A 15,262-nucleotide genomic window follows, 5' to 3' on the forward strand; every position below is an offset into this window, starting at 1 on the left:
TTCTACCCTCGGGGGAACTCCGAGCAGCGGAACGAATCAGTCCGTATAGGGACCTTCTGCTCGATGACGACGGTGACGGCGTCGGGGTCGATGTTCTCGCGGGCGGCGAGGGCGCCCGCGGCCGTGCAGGTCAGCTGGCCCATCCACAGCACGGGACGGCCCCCGGGGGCCTCGCTGGGGACCGCGACCGAGCTGGGCATCGGTACGGGTGTCGCCCGAGTCACCGGCCTCGCCGCGGAGAGCGTGATGCGGACGTGGGCCTGACCGGAGGTGACCTTCAGCTGTCCCTGTTCCTCGGGCTCGAGGTCGTTGCGGAGCCCCCGCGCGCGCTCGGCGGCGCTCGGCCCGTCCATCAGCAGGTCGAGCGTCTCCTTCAGTGAGGGCCACGGGATGGGACGGGTCACGGCGCGCAGCCGCGAGCCCGACACGAAGTAGAGCCGGGTGCTCGGGCGGAATCCCTCAGCGGGCGCGCCGCCGTCGAGGACGCCGGTCGGCGAGATGCCGCACCCGGCCGCCACCAGCGCCGCCGCGACGGCCAGCAGGGCGGCGGCCATCCGATGAACGGTCATCCTTCCGGACTCCTCAGGGGAGAGGCGGGCTCGGGGTGGCGGGGCAGGGTGAGGGTGAAGAGCGCCCCTCCTCCCGGAGGGTTGGCCACCTCGATCGAACCGCCGTGGAGGCGGGCGTTCTCCCGGGCGATGGCCAGCCCGAGGCCGCTGCCGTCCGACCGGGTCCGTGCCTCGTCGGCCTTGGAGAAGCGGTCGAAGACGTACGGCAGGATCCGGGGGTCCACCCCCTCGCCCGCGTCCCGGACCTCGATGACGACGTCATGGGCGTCGGCGCGCAGCCGTACGGTGACCGGGGGAGCGCCGTGGCGCAGGGCGTTGCCCACGAGGTTGGCCATGATCACGTCGAACCGGCGGGGATCGAGACGGGTCCGCACGCCCGGCGGCAGGTCGAGGTCCACCCGGCCGGTCCAGCCGCGGGTGCGCAGGCAGGCACGGATCGCGTCCGCCGCGTCGACGTCGTCCAGGATCAGCCTGGCCGCCCCGGCGTCGAACCTGGAGATCTCCATGAGGTCCTCGACGAGGCGGACCAGCCTGCCGACCTCCAGGTTCATCAGGCGGGCCGCCTTCTCCAGGTCGCTCTCCAGGCGGCCGGCCTCCTCCTCGAACATGTCGGCCATCGCGAGGATGGACGCCAGCGGGGTGCGCAGCTCGTGCGACACGTCGGCGACGAACCGGCGGGCCTGCACCTCCATGCCGCGCAGCTCGGAGACGTTGGACTCCAGGGCGGCGGCCGTGGCGTTGAAGGTCTCGACCAGCCGCGCCAGCTCGTCGCCGCCGGTCACCTTCAGGCGCGTGTCCAGCTCGCCCGCTCCGAGCCTGCGCGCGGCCCGGTCGAGGTCGCGGACCGGGCGCAGGACGCCCCGGGCCGCCACGAGGGCGAGTGCCACGGCGAGCAGCACGACCGGGATCGCCCCGTTCCTCGCGGCCGTGACCAGGGCGTCCTCCTCGCGCTGCTCCTTGACGAGGGGCGCCACGAGGTACACCTCCACGCCGGAGGGGGTGGCCTGCCCGCCGAGCATGACCGGTGTGCCCACCACCAGGTACGGCGTGCCCGCCCTGACGACGCGCTGGTGGAACAGGCGCTTGCGCGCGATGACCGAGCGGCGCAGCTCGGTGGTGATCGGTTCGGTGTCGTCGCCGGAGGCGACCAGCCCCGAGCCCCGGTAGGCGGCGGCCCCGGTCGCCTCCAGGAACGACGGCGCGACGCCGTTGGCGAGCCGTTGCAGCGCCGCGCGGTCGGGCGGGTGCTGCATGTTCTCGGTGAGGGTCGCCACACGCAGCCGGAACTCGTTGACGACCGACCATTCGGTCCGCGCCAGCATCAGGTCGCGCGCCTGGCGGTAGACCAGCCCGGCGGCGGTCAGGGCGCTGAGCCCCGCGAGGAGCACACAGACGATCATCAACCGGGCGCGCAGGCCACGTACCCAGACGAAGAACCGGCCGCCCCCGGCGGCCTTCCCGCGGAGCCGGATCAAAGGGGGCCGAACCGGTACCCGAACCCGCGCACCGTCTGGATGTACCGGGGCTTGGACGGCACGTCCTCGATCTTCACGCGCAGCCGCTGCACACAGGCGTCGACGAGCCGGGAGTCGCCGAGGAAGTCGAGCTCCCACACCGACTCCAGGAGCTGCTGGCGGCTGAACACCTGGTTGCAGGCGGCCGACAGCTCCAGCAGCAGCCGCAGTTCCAGCGGCGGCAGCGTGATCGGGACACCGGCCTTGGACACGGTGAGCGCGCCCCGGTCGATCGTCAGGTCGCCGTGGGTCTCCTGCCCGGCCGAGGCCGCCGTGGCGGGGCCGCCGCGCCGCAGCACCGCGCGGATCCGCGCCTCCAGCACCCGCGGCCGTATCGGCTTCACCACGTAGTCGTCGGCCCCCGCCTCCAGGCCGCTGACCACGTCGAGGTCGTCGCCACGGGCGGTGAGCATGACGATCGGCGTGGGGCCGCCGGCGCGGATGCGGCGGCACACCTCGAACCCGTCGAGCCCGGGGAGCATCAGGTCGAGCACGACGATGTCGGCGGGCGCGGCGGACAGGCGACGCAGGCCCTCCTCGCCGGTCTCGGCGATCTCGACGTCGTGCCCGTGCCGCCCGAGTGACAGCCGCAGGCTCTCGCGCACGGAGGGGTCGTCCTCGATCAGCATCACTCGGGCCACGGTTCAAGTATCGGTGACGGCGCCACTTCCTCCGCTTGGTCGCGACATCCATTACATGCTCATGACATTCCGCTCATGGCGGGCGGACATTCTCCTGCCAGCATCGTCGCCGTTCCTCATCTGTGACGTCCGTGCCGGTGTGCACCGCTGTGCCACCGCTTAGGAGGATGTATGCGACTGATTCGTACCGCCCTGGCCGCCGCCGCGCTCGGCGTGGCAGTCCTGACCACGGCGGGCGGCCCGGCGATGGCGGACGCCAAGCCCTCGCCCAGCGCGAAGCCGGCCGAGGCCAAGCCCTCGTCCAGCGCGAAGCCGGCCGCGCCCTCGCCCGTACCGTCCGATGCGGGGGACGGCGAGAGCGCGGCGCCGAAGGAGGCGGCCACGCCCCGTCCGGCCGTCCCCCGGGGCGCCCCGGAGACCGGTGGCGGGCCCGCCGGGAGCGTCCTGGTGCCGGCCGGTGGCGCCCTTCTCGCGGCGGGGGCGGGGATGGGCGTGCTGGCCCTGCGCCGTCGTGCGCGGACCGAGGCCTGACGTGCCACGTGCACGGGGGAACGGAGGCCGTCACGCCCTGGGCGTGGCGGCCTCCGCCACCGTTCTGACCGGCGCCGTGCTCGTGGGCTGCGGGCTCCGGCCGGAGCAGACCCCTCCGGCCCCGCCGCCCGTGACCGCGCAGGCTCGGACGGCGGACCTCGCGGCCGCCACACCCGTCCCGGCGGTCCTCACACGATCCGAGCCGCGCCGCCTGGACGTCCCCAGGATCGGCGTCCACGTGCCCCTCGGCCGGCTCGGCCTCAACGCCGACGGCACCGTGCAGATCCCTCCGGTGGACCACCCGGAGCAGGCCGGCTGGTACGCGCGCGGCGTGACCCCCGGCGAGCGGGGCGCGGCCGTCATCCTCGGCCACGTCGACGGCGGGGGCCGCAAGGGGGTCTTCTTCGACCTCGGGCGGATGCGGGCCGGCGACACCATCACGATCGGCCGCGCCGACGGCTCCACGGCCACGTTCGCCGTCGAGTCGGTGGAGATGGTCGCCAAGAGCCGGTTCCCCACCCGCCGGGTGTACGGCCCGCTGGACCACGCCGGCCTGCGCCTGGTGACCTGCGGCGGCACGTTCGACCGCCGCATCGGCCACTACACGAGCAACGTGATCGTCTACGCCCGTCTCGTCACCCGCTGACGGCCCGTTCTCCGCACGCGCCCGGATCTCCCTGCGGAGAACGGGCCTAGGAGAGGTTCCCCGAGGCGGCGCGGAAGGACGTCTCGCCGTCGGAGGTCTTCACCGTGACGCGGGACCCGGAGCAGGTGACGTGCGGGTCGGCGGTGCCGGGGACGACGATGGTGAGCAGTGATCCGGCGGAGGGGGAGACGACCACCGAGTCGGGCACCTTCTGCATGTAGGACGGCGAGATCCAGCCCTGGTAGGGGTTGGTCTGCCCCCGCACGATCGACTGTCCGGAGATCGGCTCGCAGGACGTCATGTCGAGCTGGACCAGGGTCGCCTTCCAGCCCGACTTGTCCTTCACCACGATCCGGCCGCCGCTGGTGGACACGGGGCTGAGCGCCGGGTCGAGGTGCCAGTAGCTGCGCGCCCGGGCCCCGCCCGGCACCGTGTCCAGCACCGCCATCAGGTCGTCGCCGTTGTTGACCAGCACCGACCGGGTCCGGCTCACGCCGTAGGCCTTGTCGGTGAACTTGTACGACTGCCGGTCGCCGCCGACCGACGAGCGCACGAGCGCGGTGGGCGTACGCCCGCGGAACGGCTTGCCGACCACGACCGGTACGTTGTGCGCCTCGGGGGACATGGTCCAGTACCGGTACGGGCTCTGCTCGTAGGAGTGGAAGCCCGCCTCCACCAGCACGTCGTGCCCCTGGGCGTAGTAGGTGACGCCCATGTGGTCCTCGTGCCCGTGGAACTTCAGGGCGGGACCGAACCGGATCGAGTACCACGCCGACTCGGGCTTGTCCCAGGCGGTGCGGCCGAAGACGTACCCGGCGCGGAAGACCTGCACGGTCTTCTTCGAGTGCTGGTACCCCACCGGCTTGACGTCCGCGCCGCCGTCGCCGATCGGCGCCATGTACCCGTTGGGCTGGGTGGCGTGGGTGATGTACCCCTCCAGCGACTCCCAGCGCTTCTTGATCTCCGAAGGCACCTTGCGCCCGCAGTCGGTGATCGACTCCATGCCGACCTTCAGCCGTTCGTGCACGTAGATGCCGTACCGCGGGGCCTGCTCCTGGAGCGCGCCCTGGGAGTCGATGTCGAGCTTCACCGACCCCGTCATACGGCGGATGGCGAGGCTCGCCCACTCGTCGTGGCCGGTGCGGCAGCCGATGCGGAGCAGGGCGATGTCCTGGTCCATGCCGTGGTTGTGGCCCTTCTCGTACAGGGCCGGGTTCGACAGCATCTTCGCGTGGTCGATCAGGCTGCCGGTGAGCCAGGACGCCTTGACGTGCCGGCTGAGGCAGACCAGCACGGGGGCGCGCAGGGCGATCGGGTGCTCGTCCCAGGCGTACTTGCTGGCCCGCGAGCCGCCCCGGGGGTTGCTCTCCACCCAGCTCTTGGTGAGTTCGGTGGCCCGGGCGAGCAGCTTCTCGTCACCGGAGGTCTCGTAGTCGGCGACCAGGCGCCCGACCCACCGCAGGGAGGCGAACACCATGTCCCAGGAGCGGTTCTTGTACGGGCTCCAGTGCCAGTCGATCGTCTTGCCGATCTTCACGGGCGGGAGGTCGAGGAACTGGACCTCCCCGGACATGACCTGGGCGGAGGTCGGCGTGGCGGGCAGCCAGTCGCCCTGGCACTCCGCGGTGGGCTTGACGGCGGCGCGCGCCTCCCGGCTTCCGGCGTTCGCCGGTACAGCCTGGGAGATCGCGCCGCCGGTCAGGACGAGGGAGAGGAGAAGACCGAGAACTCGAGTCCGGCGGCGCACGCCAGTTCCTTCCGTGACCAGAAATGGGGGCGGATCATGCTGTCCGAATCACATCGAACCGGTCAAGTCGCAGGAGGCTCATCCACCGCATCGTTAACAAGCAGATGCCCGGACGGGTACGCCACGGCCCTTCCGGTCCCGGCCTCAGAGGGTGACCTGGACGCCCGTCCCCCGCTCGCGGGCCGCGGCGAGCACCAGAGCCGTGGCCGCGGTGTCCTGCACGATCACCCCTACCGACTTGTAGAGGGTGATCTGCTCGTCGTCCGTACGGCCGACGGCGGTGCCGGCGACCAGTTCGCCCAGCTCGGCGCGGATGTGGTCGGGGGTGATGACGCCGCGCGAGAGCGGCTCGGCGATGTCCATGTTCGGCGGGACCGCCGCCAGGGCCGCGTGCCGGGACTCGACGAACAGTGACGCCTCGGCGATGGTCGCGTCGTCGATCTCGCGGCCCTGTGGGTTGTAGCCGATGGAGGTGATGTGCAGACCCGGGTCCACCCAGGCGCGGCGCACCACCGGCTCCAGGGCGTAGGTGGTGGCGCAGGCGATGTCGGCGCCGGAGAGCGCCTCCTCGTACGTCGCGGTGGCCCGCACGTCGGCGGGGATTTCGCCCGACAACTCCTTCGCCAGCGCGGCGGCCTTGGCGTGGTCACGCCCGGCGATGCGGATCTCGGTGATCGGCCGTACCCGGGAGACGGCGCGCGCGTGGGCCCGGGCCTGGACGCCGGTGCCGAGAACGGCCAGCGTGGCGGCGTCCTCGCGCGCCAGGAGGCGGGCGGAGAGCGCCGAGCACGCGCCGGTGCGGATGGCGGTGATGTAGGTGCCGTCCAGAAGAGCGGCGGGTTCCCCGGTTTCGGGGTCGAAGGCGACGATGACCGCCTGGCGCACCGGGAGACCGGTCCCGGCGTTGCCGGGGAACACCGACACGAGCTTGCTGGCGAGCGCTCCCGAGGACGGCAGGTATCCGGGCATGTCGAGCAGCAGGGCGTTCCGCTCGGCCACGACCGCCGCGCTCCTGTCGGGTACGGAGGCCAGGCCCGCGCTGAGGTCCGCCATCGCCGGGGCCAGAGCGTCGATCAGAGCGTCGACGTCGAGCAGCGCCTCAACCTCGCGTCGACTGAGAACGATCATTTATCGCAGTTTAGTGGGGTGATGGTCCCCGGGCAGGAGTGGGATGACGAGGGGGCCCGCGCGAGACCGCGACGATCATCCATCTCCTGTGCCCACCTTCGCTTCCGCAGCGGTCACTTCCTGACCTCAATCGCAGGCATGCTGACGTCATGGCGAACACCAGCTCACGGACCCTGCGGCTGCTCTCCCTCCTCCAGACGCATCGGTACTGGCCCGGCGCCGAACTGGCCGGACGGCTGGAGGTGTCGGTCCGTACCCTGCGCCGGGACGTCGACCGGTTGCGGGAGCTCGGCTACCCGGTCGAGGCCTTCCGCGGCGTGGACGGCGGCTATCAGCTCGCCGCGGGGGCCGTGTTGCCTCCCTTGGTGGTGGACGACGAGGAGGCCGTCGCGCTCGCCGTCGGCCTGCGCATGGCGGCGCAGGGGTCGATCGCGGGCATCCAGGAGTCCTCGGTGCGCGCGCTGACCAAGGTGGTGCAGGTCATGCCACCCCGGCTGCGGCGCCGGGTCGAGGCGCTGCGCGAGGCGACCGTGCCCATGGCGTGGAGCGCCGGACCGACCGTGGACGCCGGCGTGCTCACCGCCGTCGCCCAGGCCTGCCGGGACGAGGAGCGGATGCGGTTCTCCTACGAGGCGCGCGGCGGCGAGCGGAGCGACCGGCACGTCGAACCGCACCGGATGGTGTCCCTCGGACGCCGCTGGTACCTGGTGGCCTATGACCTGACCCGCCACGACTGGCGCAGCTTCCGCCTCGACCGGCTCCAGGAGCCGCACGGCACCGGCGAGCGGTTCCGCCCGCGCGAACTGCCGGCCGAGGACGCGGCGGCGTTCGTCCGGGCCGGCATCGACACCATGCCCTCCACCTACGCCGTCGAGGTGGTCGTGCACGCTCCCGCGGAGGTGGTCCGCCGGGCGGTGGGCCAGTGGGCGACGGCCGAGGAGATCGACGAGCGCAGCTGCCGGATGCGCATGGCCACCGAGACCCTCGACTGGCCGGCCATGATCCTCGGCGGCCTCGGCGCCGGCTTCGAGGTCGTCCAGCCTCCCGAACTCGTCGTCCACCTGCGGGAATGGGCCGCCCGCTTCAGCCGCTCGACCGCGAAGTGAGCAGGCCGCCGCGGGGCGCTCAGGCCTCCTTGCGCCCGGCGCTCTGCACGACCTCGAACGTCCACACCTCGGAGTCGGTGGCCGCCGGGCCCTGCCCGTGCCCGTGACCGGCGGGAGCCTGCCCGTGGCCGTGCCCCTGGGCGGCGGCGTCGGCGGCGGCCTGGGCGTGGCCCGCCTGGAAGGCCCGGCTCTGCTGCCAGCGCTGGAAGTCGTCCTCGCTGCGCCAGCGCGTGTACACCAGGTACCTGTCGGTGCCCTCGACCGGACGCAGGAGCTCGAACCACTCGAAGCCGTCGGACGACTCCACCATCCCCGCCCGGTTGCCGAACCGGCGTTCGAGCTCGTCGCGCATCTCGGCCGGGACGGTCAAGACGTTGATCTTCACAACGGACATGTCCACTCCTCCTCAGGCGAGTTCGTCCCCGGGCCCGGACGGTCGTCGAGAGCGGACGACCGTGCCGGTACGGCCCCGGTACGGCCACCCTACGGTCCGCCCCCCTCGCCCCCGCCGTCCCCTCCGCGCCGGGCCGGGTCAGGTGTCCTGGCGGGTCGGCGCGCGGCACTAGCCTTGTGGAGTGCGTATCGCAAGGTTCTCCACAGGTGAAGGTGTCGCGTTCGGTGTGGTCGAAGGCGCGCAGGGTGAGGAGTTCGTCTCCAGGATCGACGGGCATCCGTTCGGCGCGATCCAGTTCACCGGCGAGCGCTACCCGCTGCAAGAGGTCCGCCTCGTGACGCCGATGCTGCCGAGCAAGATCGTGGCGATCGGCAAGAACTACGCCGAGCACGCCCGTGAGATGGGCGGCGAGGCGCCCCAAGAGCCGCTGATGTTCCTCAAGCCGTCCACCTCGGTGATCGGTCACGGCGAGTCCATCGCGTACCCGCACAAGCTGTCCGAGCGCGTCGACTACGAAGGCGAGCTCGCCGTCGTGATCGGCCGGCTGTGCCGCGAGGTGCCGGTAGAGCGGGCCCACGAGGTGATCTTCGGGTACACCTGCGCGAACGACGTCACGGCCCGTGACCTGCAGAAGAAGGACGGGCAGTGGTCTCGCGCCAAGGGGTTCGACACGTTCTGCCCGCTCGGCCCGTGGATCCAGACCGAGCTCGACCCGTCCGACCTCGCGATCACGACCACCGTGAACGGCGAGCTGAGGCAGACCGCACGCACGTCCCAGCTCATCCACGACATCCCGAAGCTGATCTCCTACATCACCGACGTCATGACCCTGATCCCCGGTGACGTGATCCTCACCGGCACGCCCGAAGGGGTCGGGCCGCTCAACGACGGCGACGAGGTCAGCGTGGGCATCGAAGGCATCGGCACTCTGACCAACCGGGTGGTTTCCCGTGACTGATCTCCAGGGGGGCTCGTCGGAGCCCACGCTGAGGGTGCGTTTCGCCCCCTCCCCGACCGGCATGTTCCACGTCGGCGGCGCGCGTTCGGCGCTGTTCAACTGGGCCCTCGCCCAGCAGTCCGGCGGCAAGTTCGTGCTGCGCATCGAGGACACCGACGCCGCGCGCAACCGTCCCGAGTGGACCGAGGGCATCATCTCGGCGCTCGCCTGGATCGGCATCAACGGCGACTCGCCGTACTTCGAGGGCCCCTACTTCCAGTCCGCCTACGAGGAGCAGCACCGCGCGGCGGTGGCCAAGCTGGTCGCCGACGGCCGGGCGTACCACTGCACCTGCACCCGTGACGACGTCAAGGCCCGCACCGGGTCCGAGCACCAGGGGTACGACGGGTTCTGCCGCGACCGCGGCCTCGGCGAGGGCGCGGTGCGTTTCCGCACCCCCGACGCGGGCGTCACCGTGGTGGACGACCTGGTGCGGGGGCGGGTGGAGTTCCCCAACGACGCGATGGAGGACTTCGTCATCGCGCGCAGCGACGGCTCGCCGCTGTTCGTCCTCGCCAACGTGATCGACGACGTCGAGATGCGGATCACCCACGTCGTCCGCGCCGAGGAGCACCTGTCGAACACCCCCAAGCAGCAGCTTCTGTGGGAGGCGCTCGGCGTCACGCCGCCCATCTGGGCGCATGTGCCGGTCATCGTCAACGAGAAGCGCCAGAAGCTCTCCAAGCGCCGCGACAAGGTGGCCCTGGAGTCCTACCGCGACGAGGGCTACCTCGCCGAGGCCATGGTCAACTACCTCATGCTGCTCGGCTGGGGGCCCGGCGACGACCGTGAGATCATGCCCTGGTCGGAGATGGTGCCGCTGTTCAAGCTCTCCGACGTCAACCCCTCCCCGGCGTTCTTCGACGAGAAGAAGCTGCGGGCGTTCAACGGCGAGTACATCCGGGCGCTGCCGCTTGCGACCTTCATCAGCCGGTGCGAGCCGTGGCTCGACCCGAGCTGGAGCCGGGAGGCGTTCGCCAAGCTCGCCCCGCTGGCCCAGACCCGCATCGCCGTCCTGTCGGAGATCACCGCCAACGTCGACTTCCTTTTCCTGGAGGAGCCCGTCTTCGACCAGGCCAGCTGGGACAAGGCGATGAAGCCGGGCGCCGAGCAGATCCTCTCGGGCTACATCGCCCGCCTGGAGACCGTCTCGTTCGACCCGGAGTCGCTGAAGGCGGCCCTGGAGGAGGTCGGCGCGGAGCACGGTCTCAAGCTCGGCAAGGCGCAGGCCCCGGTACGTGTCGCGGTCACGGGCCGCACTGTGGGGCTTCCGCTGTTCGAGTCGATCGAGGCTCTGGGGCGAGAGAGGGCCCTCGACCGGCTGCGGGCCGCCCTGGCGAAGCTGGGCGCCCAGTCCTGAGGCCGTCGAGGCCCAGCAGGCACGCGAGCGCGAGGGCGACGACGGTCCCCGCGCTCATCGACAGCCAGACACCCGTGACGCTGAGCCACGCGCTCAGCCCGTAGGCGAGGGGCAGCTGCACCGCGAAGCCCGCCAGTGTGGCGGCGAGCAGGCGGCCGCCCCTCGCGCTCGCCTGGAGCACCCCGCCGAGGGCGATGAGGCCGCCGAAGGGCACGAGGTAGGCCGTCATGCACCTCAGGAACCACACGGCCTCGCCGGCCACGGCCGGATCGGCGGTGAACCACCCGATCACGGGGGCGGCGGCCACGTTGAGCACGACCGCCGCCGCCACGCCCGCCGCCAGGCCGAGGCGTAGCGCGCCGGCCGGTGTGGTCGCGCCCGTGCGCGCGGTCTCGATCATCGTGGCCTGGCGCAGCGCGTAGAAGACCATGACCCCGGCCAGCATGATCTTCATGCCGATGCCGTACCCGGCCTGCGCGGCCACCCCGTAGGTGCCGACCAGCCCGACCAGCACCATCCCCACGATGCTGCGCGCGAGGAAGTCCCCGGACATGGGCAGTCCGGTACGCAGGATCGCGGCCGTCTCGGCGCGGGGGGAGCCGGAGCGGATTCCGGCCGGCTCGGCGGTACGTGGCAGCCGGCGCAGCAGGATCACGGCGGCGACCATGAGCGTGAGCAGGCGGGCGACGAGGGTGGCGAGCGCGGCGCCGCGCACGCCGAGGCCGAGCCCGTAGATGAACAGCGGGTCCAGGCCGATCACCAGCGCGTTGCACAGCAGCGCCGTGCGCATGGGCGTACGCGTGTCGCCCAGGCCCTTGAAGATGCCGTCGACCAGGCACTGGGCGAAGAACACCGGCAGGCCGCCGAGTGAGATCGCGTAGAAGCCGGAGGCCAGGGACGCGGTGGTGGCGTCCTCGGCGAACAGCCGGGCCAGGTCGTCCCTGAGCAGCACGCCGGGGACCGCCACCGCCACGCTGACGGCCCCCCACAGCAGCCAGGACGTGCGGATGAGCGGGCCGAGCGGCTGGTGGCCGTCCCGCCGCCCGATGAGCACGGTGGTGCCCGTCTGGACGGCGAGCATCACGCCGAGGGCCAGGTATTCGGTCGTGGCGGCGATCGTGACGGCCGCCACGGCCGCGCTGCCGAGCCCGGACACCCACAGGGTGTCGATCAGGCTGACGGCGACGACGGCGGTGAGCAGTTCGACGTAGACGGGGAGGGCGAGCCGGATGAGTCGCATGGGTGGATACCTCGAATCGATGTGCCTCGTTTAGAGGTATAGCGATACGATGTGCCCGATGCAAGTCGGGTCGTGACGCCCCTGAGTCATGGATGGAGGCCGGGTGCTGCCGCTGTCGATCCTCGGGTTCCTCAGTGAGGGACCCATGCACGGCTACGAGCTGAAGTCGCGCATCGGCGACCTGAGCGGTCACATCCGGGTGGTGAGCGACGGGGCGCTGTACCCCGCCATCGCCCGCCTCGTCGAGGCCGGGCTGGTCGAGCGGCGCGAGGAGGAGGGAACGGGCGCGGCGCCCCGGCAGGTGCTCTCGCTCACCGACGCCGGCCACGCCGAGCTGCTGCGGCGCCTGCGGGAGCCCAAGGAGGTCGAGATCACCGACCAGGTGCGGTTCTTCACCCTGCTGGCGTTCCTGTCACGCCTGCCCGACCCGGCCGACCAGGCGCGCGTCCTGCGGCGGCGGCTGGAGTTCCTGGAACGGCCCGCGAGCTTCTTCTACACCAGCGGCAGGCCGCTGCGCGCGGCGGAGACGGCCGACCGCTTCCGCCGCGGCATGCTGGTGGTGGCCCGCGCGGCGAGCCTCGCCGAGTGCGACTGGCTCAGCACGACCATCGCCGAGCTCGAGAAGGCTCCCTGAGGGAGCGCCTCACCCCTGCTCGGTCTCCTTGGCCGAGGGGATGCGCTTGCCGAGGGTGACGAAGAAGAGGATCAGGCCCACGGTCAGGACGATGTGGCCCAGCCCCGCGATACCGGAGATCGCCGCGCTGGTCTTGGCGCCGAGCACGGTCTGGGTGCCGTGGATGGTCATCATGAGGACGGTCAACGCGAGACCCGCGTTGTAGACCCAGAAGAACCAGTCGAAGAGCTTCTTCTCGGCGGACAGGGTGAACAGCTTCTCCAGCGCGAGGACGCCGAGGAAGAAGAGCATGCCGAGCGCGAGCAGGTGGGTGTGCACCACGCCGAGCTGGGTGTCGCCCGTGAAGTCGTTCAGCTTGGTGATCTCGCGGTAGTACAGGCCGCTGATCACGCCGACGATCATGTAGATGTGGGCGGTATGGAAGAGCCTTTTCACGACGGGGAGCATAGGGCATGAACCGGGCCACAGTCCGCTTTTGCGGAACTTTTCCCCCGATTGCCATCTACCGGACATAAGTGACGGCGGGCCGCCGGGAGGACGGCCCGCCGTCACTCGCCCGTCAGAGCAGGCCGCGGCGGGTGAGGAGGGGCTCGATGTGCGGGTCGCGGCCGCGGAAGGCGCGGAAGGCCGTCATGGCGTCCACGCTGCCGCCCTTGGACAGCAGCTCCCGGCGGAAGGTGTCGCCGTTCTCCCGGGTCAGGCCGCCGTTCTCCTTGAACCACTCGACCGTGTCGGCGTCCAGCACCTCGCTCCAGATGTAGGAGTAGTAGCCGGCGCTGTAGCCGCCCTGCCAGATGTGGGCGAAGTACGTGCTGCGGTAGCGCGGCGGCACCAGCGGAAGGTCGACCCCGGCCTCGCGCAGCGCCCGCTCCTCGAACTCCTGCGCGTCGACGGGCCTGTCCTCGAAGGTGTGCCACGCCCAGTCGAGGAGCGTGGCCGCGAGGTACTCCACCGTCGCGTAGCCCTGGTTGAACTTCTGGGCCTCCAGCATCCGGTCGACCAGATCCTGCGGCATCGGCTCGCCGGTCTCGTGATGCCGGGCGTAGTTGGCGAGCACCTCCGGCCACACCGCCCACATCTCGTTCACCTGCGAGGGGTACTCGACGAAGTCGCGCGGCACCGCCGTGCCCGAGAACCTCGGGTACCCGACGGCCGAGAACAACCCGTGCAGCGCGTGGCCGAACTCGTGGAACATCGTGTTGACCTGGTCCCACGTCATCAGCGTCGGCTCCCCGGCCGGCGGCTTGACGATGTTGAGGTTGTTGACCACGACCGGCCGGGTGCCCTCCAGGTACGACTGCCTGACCAGGCTGTTCATCCACGCGCCGCCCCGCTTGGACGCCCTGGCGTAGAAGTCGCCGAGGAACAGCCCGAGCGGTGTGCCGTCCTCCTCGGACACCTCGAACACCCGCACGTCGGGGTGGTAGCCCACCAGGTCCGGCCGCTCGGTGAAGCTCAGCCCGTAGAGCCTGCCCGCGGCGTGGAAGACGCCGTCGCGCAGCACCCGGTCGAGCTCGAAGTACGGCCGCATCTGCCGGCTGTCCACCGAGTAGCGCGCCTCGCGCACCTTCTCGGCGTAGAACGACCAGTCCCAGGCCGCGATCTCGAAGCCGGCCTCCTCCCGCAGCTGGCCGGCCTCCCTGTGGGCGTTCGCCACGGCGGCCGGGGTCAGCTTGCCCAGCATCTCGGTGACGGCCTCGGTGCTCGGCGCGGTCTGGTCGGCGACGACGTACTCGGCATGGTTGCGGTAGCCCAGAAGGGCGGCGCGCTCGGCGCGGAGCCCGGCGATCCGGACGATCAGCTCGGAGTTGTCGCGAAGGCCTCTCTCGACGGAGGCCTTGTGGATGCGCTCGCGCAGCTCGCGGTTCGTGAGCTCCTCGAGCGCGGGCTGCCCGGTCGGGAGCACGAGCGTGAGGACGTACTTGCCCTCGAGCCCCCGCGACTTCGCCGTCTCCGCCGCCGCCCTGATCGCGTCGTCGGACAGGCCGTCGAGCTCCGCCACGTCCTCGACCACGATCGCCGAGGCGTTGGTGTCGGCGAGCAGGTTCTGCTCGAACTGGGTCGAAAGAGTGGACAGCTCTTCGTTCAGCGCCCTGAGCCGCTCCTGGTCGGCCGGCCCCAGCTCGGCGCCCGCCCGGACGAAGTCGGTGACGTACCGCTGCAGGAGCCACTGCTGCTCGGCGTCCAGCCCCTCGGGGGAGATCGCCTTGATGCGCTCGAAGAGGCGGCCGTTGAGGTGGATCGCGTCGTCGTGCTGGGCCAGCTTCGGCGTGACGTCCTTCTGGATCTCCTGCACCTTCGGATTGGTGTCGGAGGAGGCCTGGTTGAAGAACACGGCGGAGACGCGGGTCAGCAGCTGCCCCGACCGTTCGAGGGCCGCGACGGTGTTCTCGAACGTGGGCGGCTCGGCGTTGCCGGCGATGGCCTCGACCTCCTCGAGCTGCTCGGCCATGCCGCGTTCGAAGGCGGGCGCGTAGTGCTCCTCGCGGATCTCGGCGAACGGCGGCAGCCCGTAGGGCAGGGCACTCGGGACGAAGAAGGGGTTGTCGGTCAACGCGCGCGCTCCTCACGTGCAAAGGCTGTCCCTTGCAGCGTTACACACAACCCGCGTGCTCGGCACTCCGACAACCCCCCAGACCAGCGGTCACGATCCCCGCTTACCGGGACGGATCCGGCGCTTCCTCAATCGTTTTGGTCTTGGCCGCCAAGCTGGGCTATTCTTTCGGAAGTCGCGAGCGAGCCCGCAGCACAGGGG

Annotated in this window: 15 protein-coding genes; 6 read left to right on the forward strand and 9 right to left on the reverse strand. The window is 71.3% G+C overall.

Annotated elements, in window-relative coordinates:
* Positions 1–2: 2 nt before the first annotated feature.
* Genes KIK05_RS06190 through KIK05_RS06200 form a run of 3 tightly spaced genes read right to left on the reverse strand, consistent with a single transcriptional unit; the run spans position 3 to position 2,724 of the window.
* A complete protein-coding gene (locus KIK05_RS06190) occupies positions 3–569 on the reverse strand; it encodes a hypothetical protein (protein ID WP_214409578.1) in 567 nt (188 codons plus the stop codon).
* Positions 566–2,044, reverse strand: a complete 1,479-nt coding sequence (locus KIK05_RS06195; protein ID WP_250562310.1) for an ATP-binding protein — start codon at positions 2,042–2,044, stop codon at positions 566–568. The genes KIK05_RS06190 and KIK05_RS06195 overlap by 4 nt, the downstream gene beginning before the upstream one ends.
* Positions 2,041–2,724 carry a response regulator gene (locus KIK05_RS06200; protein ID WP_214409579.1) on the reverse strand — a complete coding sequence of 228 codons (684 nt, stop codon included), beginning with the start codon at positions 2,722–2,724 and terminating at the stop codon, positions 2,041–2,043. Before KIK05_RS06200 ends, KIK05_RS06195 begins: the two co-directional genes overlap by 4 nt.
* 171 nt (positions 2,725–2,895) lie before the next feature.
* Here KIK05_RS06200 and KIK05_RS06205 point away from each other — a divergent pair, with 171 nt between their 5' ends.
* Complete coding sequence (locus KIK05_RS06205; protein WP_214409580.1) at positions 2,896–3,255, forward strand: hypothetical protein; 360 nt, start codon at positions 2,896–2,898, stop codon at positions 3,253–3,255.
* Between the two features lies 1 nt (position 3,256).
* Positions 3,257–3,901, forward strand: a complete 645-nt coding sequence (locus KIK05_RS06210; RefSeq protein ID WP_214409581.1) for a class F sortase — start codon at positions 3,257–3,259, stop codon at positions 3,899–3,901.
* 46 nt (positions 3,902–3,947) lie between these two features.
* On the opposite strand, the gene KIK05_RS06215 is transcribed toward KIK05_RS06210, so the two are convergent.
* Entirely contained in the window at positions 3,948–5,648 is a 1,701-nt protein-coding gene (locus KIK05_RS06215) for a heparinase II/III domain-containing protein (RefSeq protein ID WP_214409582.1), read from the reverse strand.
* A gap of 144 nt (positions 5,649–5,792) precedes the next feature.
* A complete protein-coding gene (locus KIK05_RS06220) occupies positions 5,793–6,776 on the reverse strand; it encodes an ornithine cyclodeaminase family protein (RefSeq protein WP_214409583.1) in 984 nt (327 codons plus the stop codon).
* A 149-nt stretch (positions 6,777–6,925) separates the two neighbouring features.
* On the opposite strand from KIK05_RS06220, the gene KIK05_RS06225 reads away from it, so the two are divergent.
* On the forward strand, positions 6,926–7,882 hold the full coding sequence (locus KIK05_RS06225; protein WP_214409584.1) for a helix-turn-helix transcriptional regulator: 957 nt from the start codon (positions 6,926–6,928) through the stop codon (positions 7,880–7,882).
* Positions 7,883–7,901: 19 nt separating this feature from the next.
* Here KIK05_RS06225 and KIK05_RS06230 read toward each other — a convergent pair whose 3' ends face one another.
* The gene (locus KIK05_RS06230; RefSeq protein WP_214409585.1) at positions 7,902–8,276 is read right to left on the reverse strand and encodes an antibiotic biosynthesis monooxygenase family protein; all 375 of its coding nucleotides are present in this window, start codon (positions 8,274–8,276) and stop codon (positions 7,902–7,904) included.
* A gap of 181 nt (positions 8,277–8,457) precedes the next feature.
* Between KIK05_RS06230 and KIK05_RS06235 the strand changes: the two genes are divergently transcribed.
* Together KIK05_RS06235 and gltX are read left to right on the forward strand one after the other, a co-directional pair.
* Positions 8,458–9,234 (forward strand): fumarylacetoacetate hydrolase family protein, encoded by a 777-nt coding sequence (locus KIK05_RS06235; protein WP_214409586.1) that lies wholly within the window; start codon positions 8,458–8,460, stop codon positions 9,232–9,234.
* A gap of 61 nt (positions 9,235–9,295) precedes the next feature.
* Positions 9,296–10,633: a glutamate--tRNA ligase gene (gene gltX / locus KIK05_RS06240; RefSeq protein WP_250562377.1), complete on the forward strand. Its 1,338-nt coding sequence runs from the start codon at positions 9,296–9,298 to the stop codon at positions 10,631–10,633.
* Here the strand turns inward: gltX and KIK05_RS06245 are convergent.
* Positions 10,521–11,873 carry an MATE family efflux transporter gene (locus tag KIK05_RS06245; RefSeq protein ID WP_214409587.1) on the reverse strand — a complete coding sequence of 451 codons (1,353 nt, stop codon included), beginning with the start codon at positions 11,871–11,873 and terminating at the stop codon, positions 10,521–10,523. The two genes, gltX and KIK05_RS06245, sit on opposite strands and share 113 nt — an antisense overlap.
* Before the next feature lie 103 nt (positions 11,874–11,976).
* On the opposite strand from KIK05_RS06245, the gene KIK05_RS06250 reads away from it, so the two are divergent.
* Positions 11,977–12,507, forward strand: coding sequence for a PadR family transcriptional regulator (locus KIK05_RS06250; RefSeq protein ID WP_308249772.1), 531 nt, complete (start codon positions 11,977–11,979; stop codon positions 12,505–12,507).
* Between the two features lie 9 nt (positions 12,508–12,516).
* Here the strand turns inward: KIK05_RS06250 and KIK05_RS06255 are convergent, their stop codons facing one another.
* Together KIK05_RS06255 and KIK05_RS06260 are read right to left on the reverse strand one after the other, a co-directional pair.
* On the reverse strand, positions 12,517–12,942 hold the full coding sequence (locus KIK05_RS06255) for a DUF2871 domain-containing protein (RefSeq protein WP_214409589.1): 426 nt from the start codon (positions 12,940–12,942) through the stop codon (positions 12,517–12,519).
* Positions 12,943–13,066: 124 nt separating this feature from the next.
* Complete coding sequence (locus KIK05_RS06260) at positions 13,067–15,061, reverse strand: M3 family metallopeptidase (RefSeq protein ID WP_214409590.1); 1,995 nt, start codon at positions 15,059–15,061, stop codon at positions 13,067–13,069.
* Positions 15,062–15,262: the final 201 nt, after the last annotated feature.

Source organism: Sphaerisporangium fuscum (genome assembly GCF_018531465.1).
In the GTDB taxonomy this organism is placed as follows: Bacteria; Actinomycetota; Actinomycetes; order Streptosporangiales; family Streptosporangiaceae; genus Sphaerisporangium; species Sphaerisporangium fuscum.

Coding starts and splice junctions, on each gene's coding strand:
- KIK05_RS06220 (WP_214409583.1), bottom strand. CDS start 6,776: ATGATCGTTCTCAGTCGACGCGAGGTTGAGGCGCTGCTCGACGTCGAC.
- KIK05_RS06205 (WP_214409580.1), top strand. CDS start 2,896: ATGCGACTGATTCGTACCGCCCTGGCCGCCGCCGCGCTCGGCGTGGCA.
- KIK05_RS06225 (WP_214409584.1), top strand. CDS start 6,926: ATGGCGAACACCAGCTCACGGACCCTGCGGCTGCTCTCCCTCCTCCAG.
- KIK05_RS06230 (WP_214409585.1), bottom strand. CDS start 8,276: ATGTCCGTTGTGAAGATCAACGTCTTGACCGTCCCGGCCGAGATGCGC.
- gltX (WP_250562377.1), top strand. CDS start 9,296: ATGTTCCACGTCGGCGGCGCGCGTTCGGCGCTGTTCAACTGGGCCCTC.
- KIK05_RS06245 (WP_214409587.1), bottom strand. CDS start 11,873: ATGCGACTCATCCGGCTCGCCCTCCCCGTCTACGTCGAACTGCTCACC.
- KIK05_RS06190 (WP_214409578.1), bottom strand. CDS start 569: ATGACCGTTCATCGGATGGCCGCCGCCCTGCTGGCCGTCGCGGCGGCG.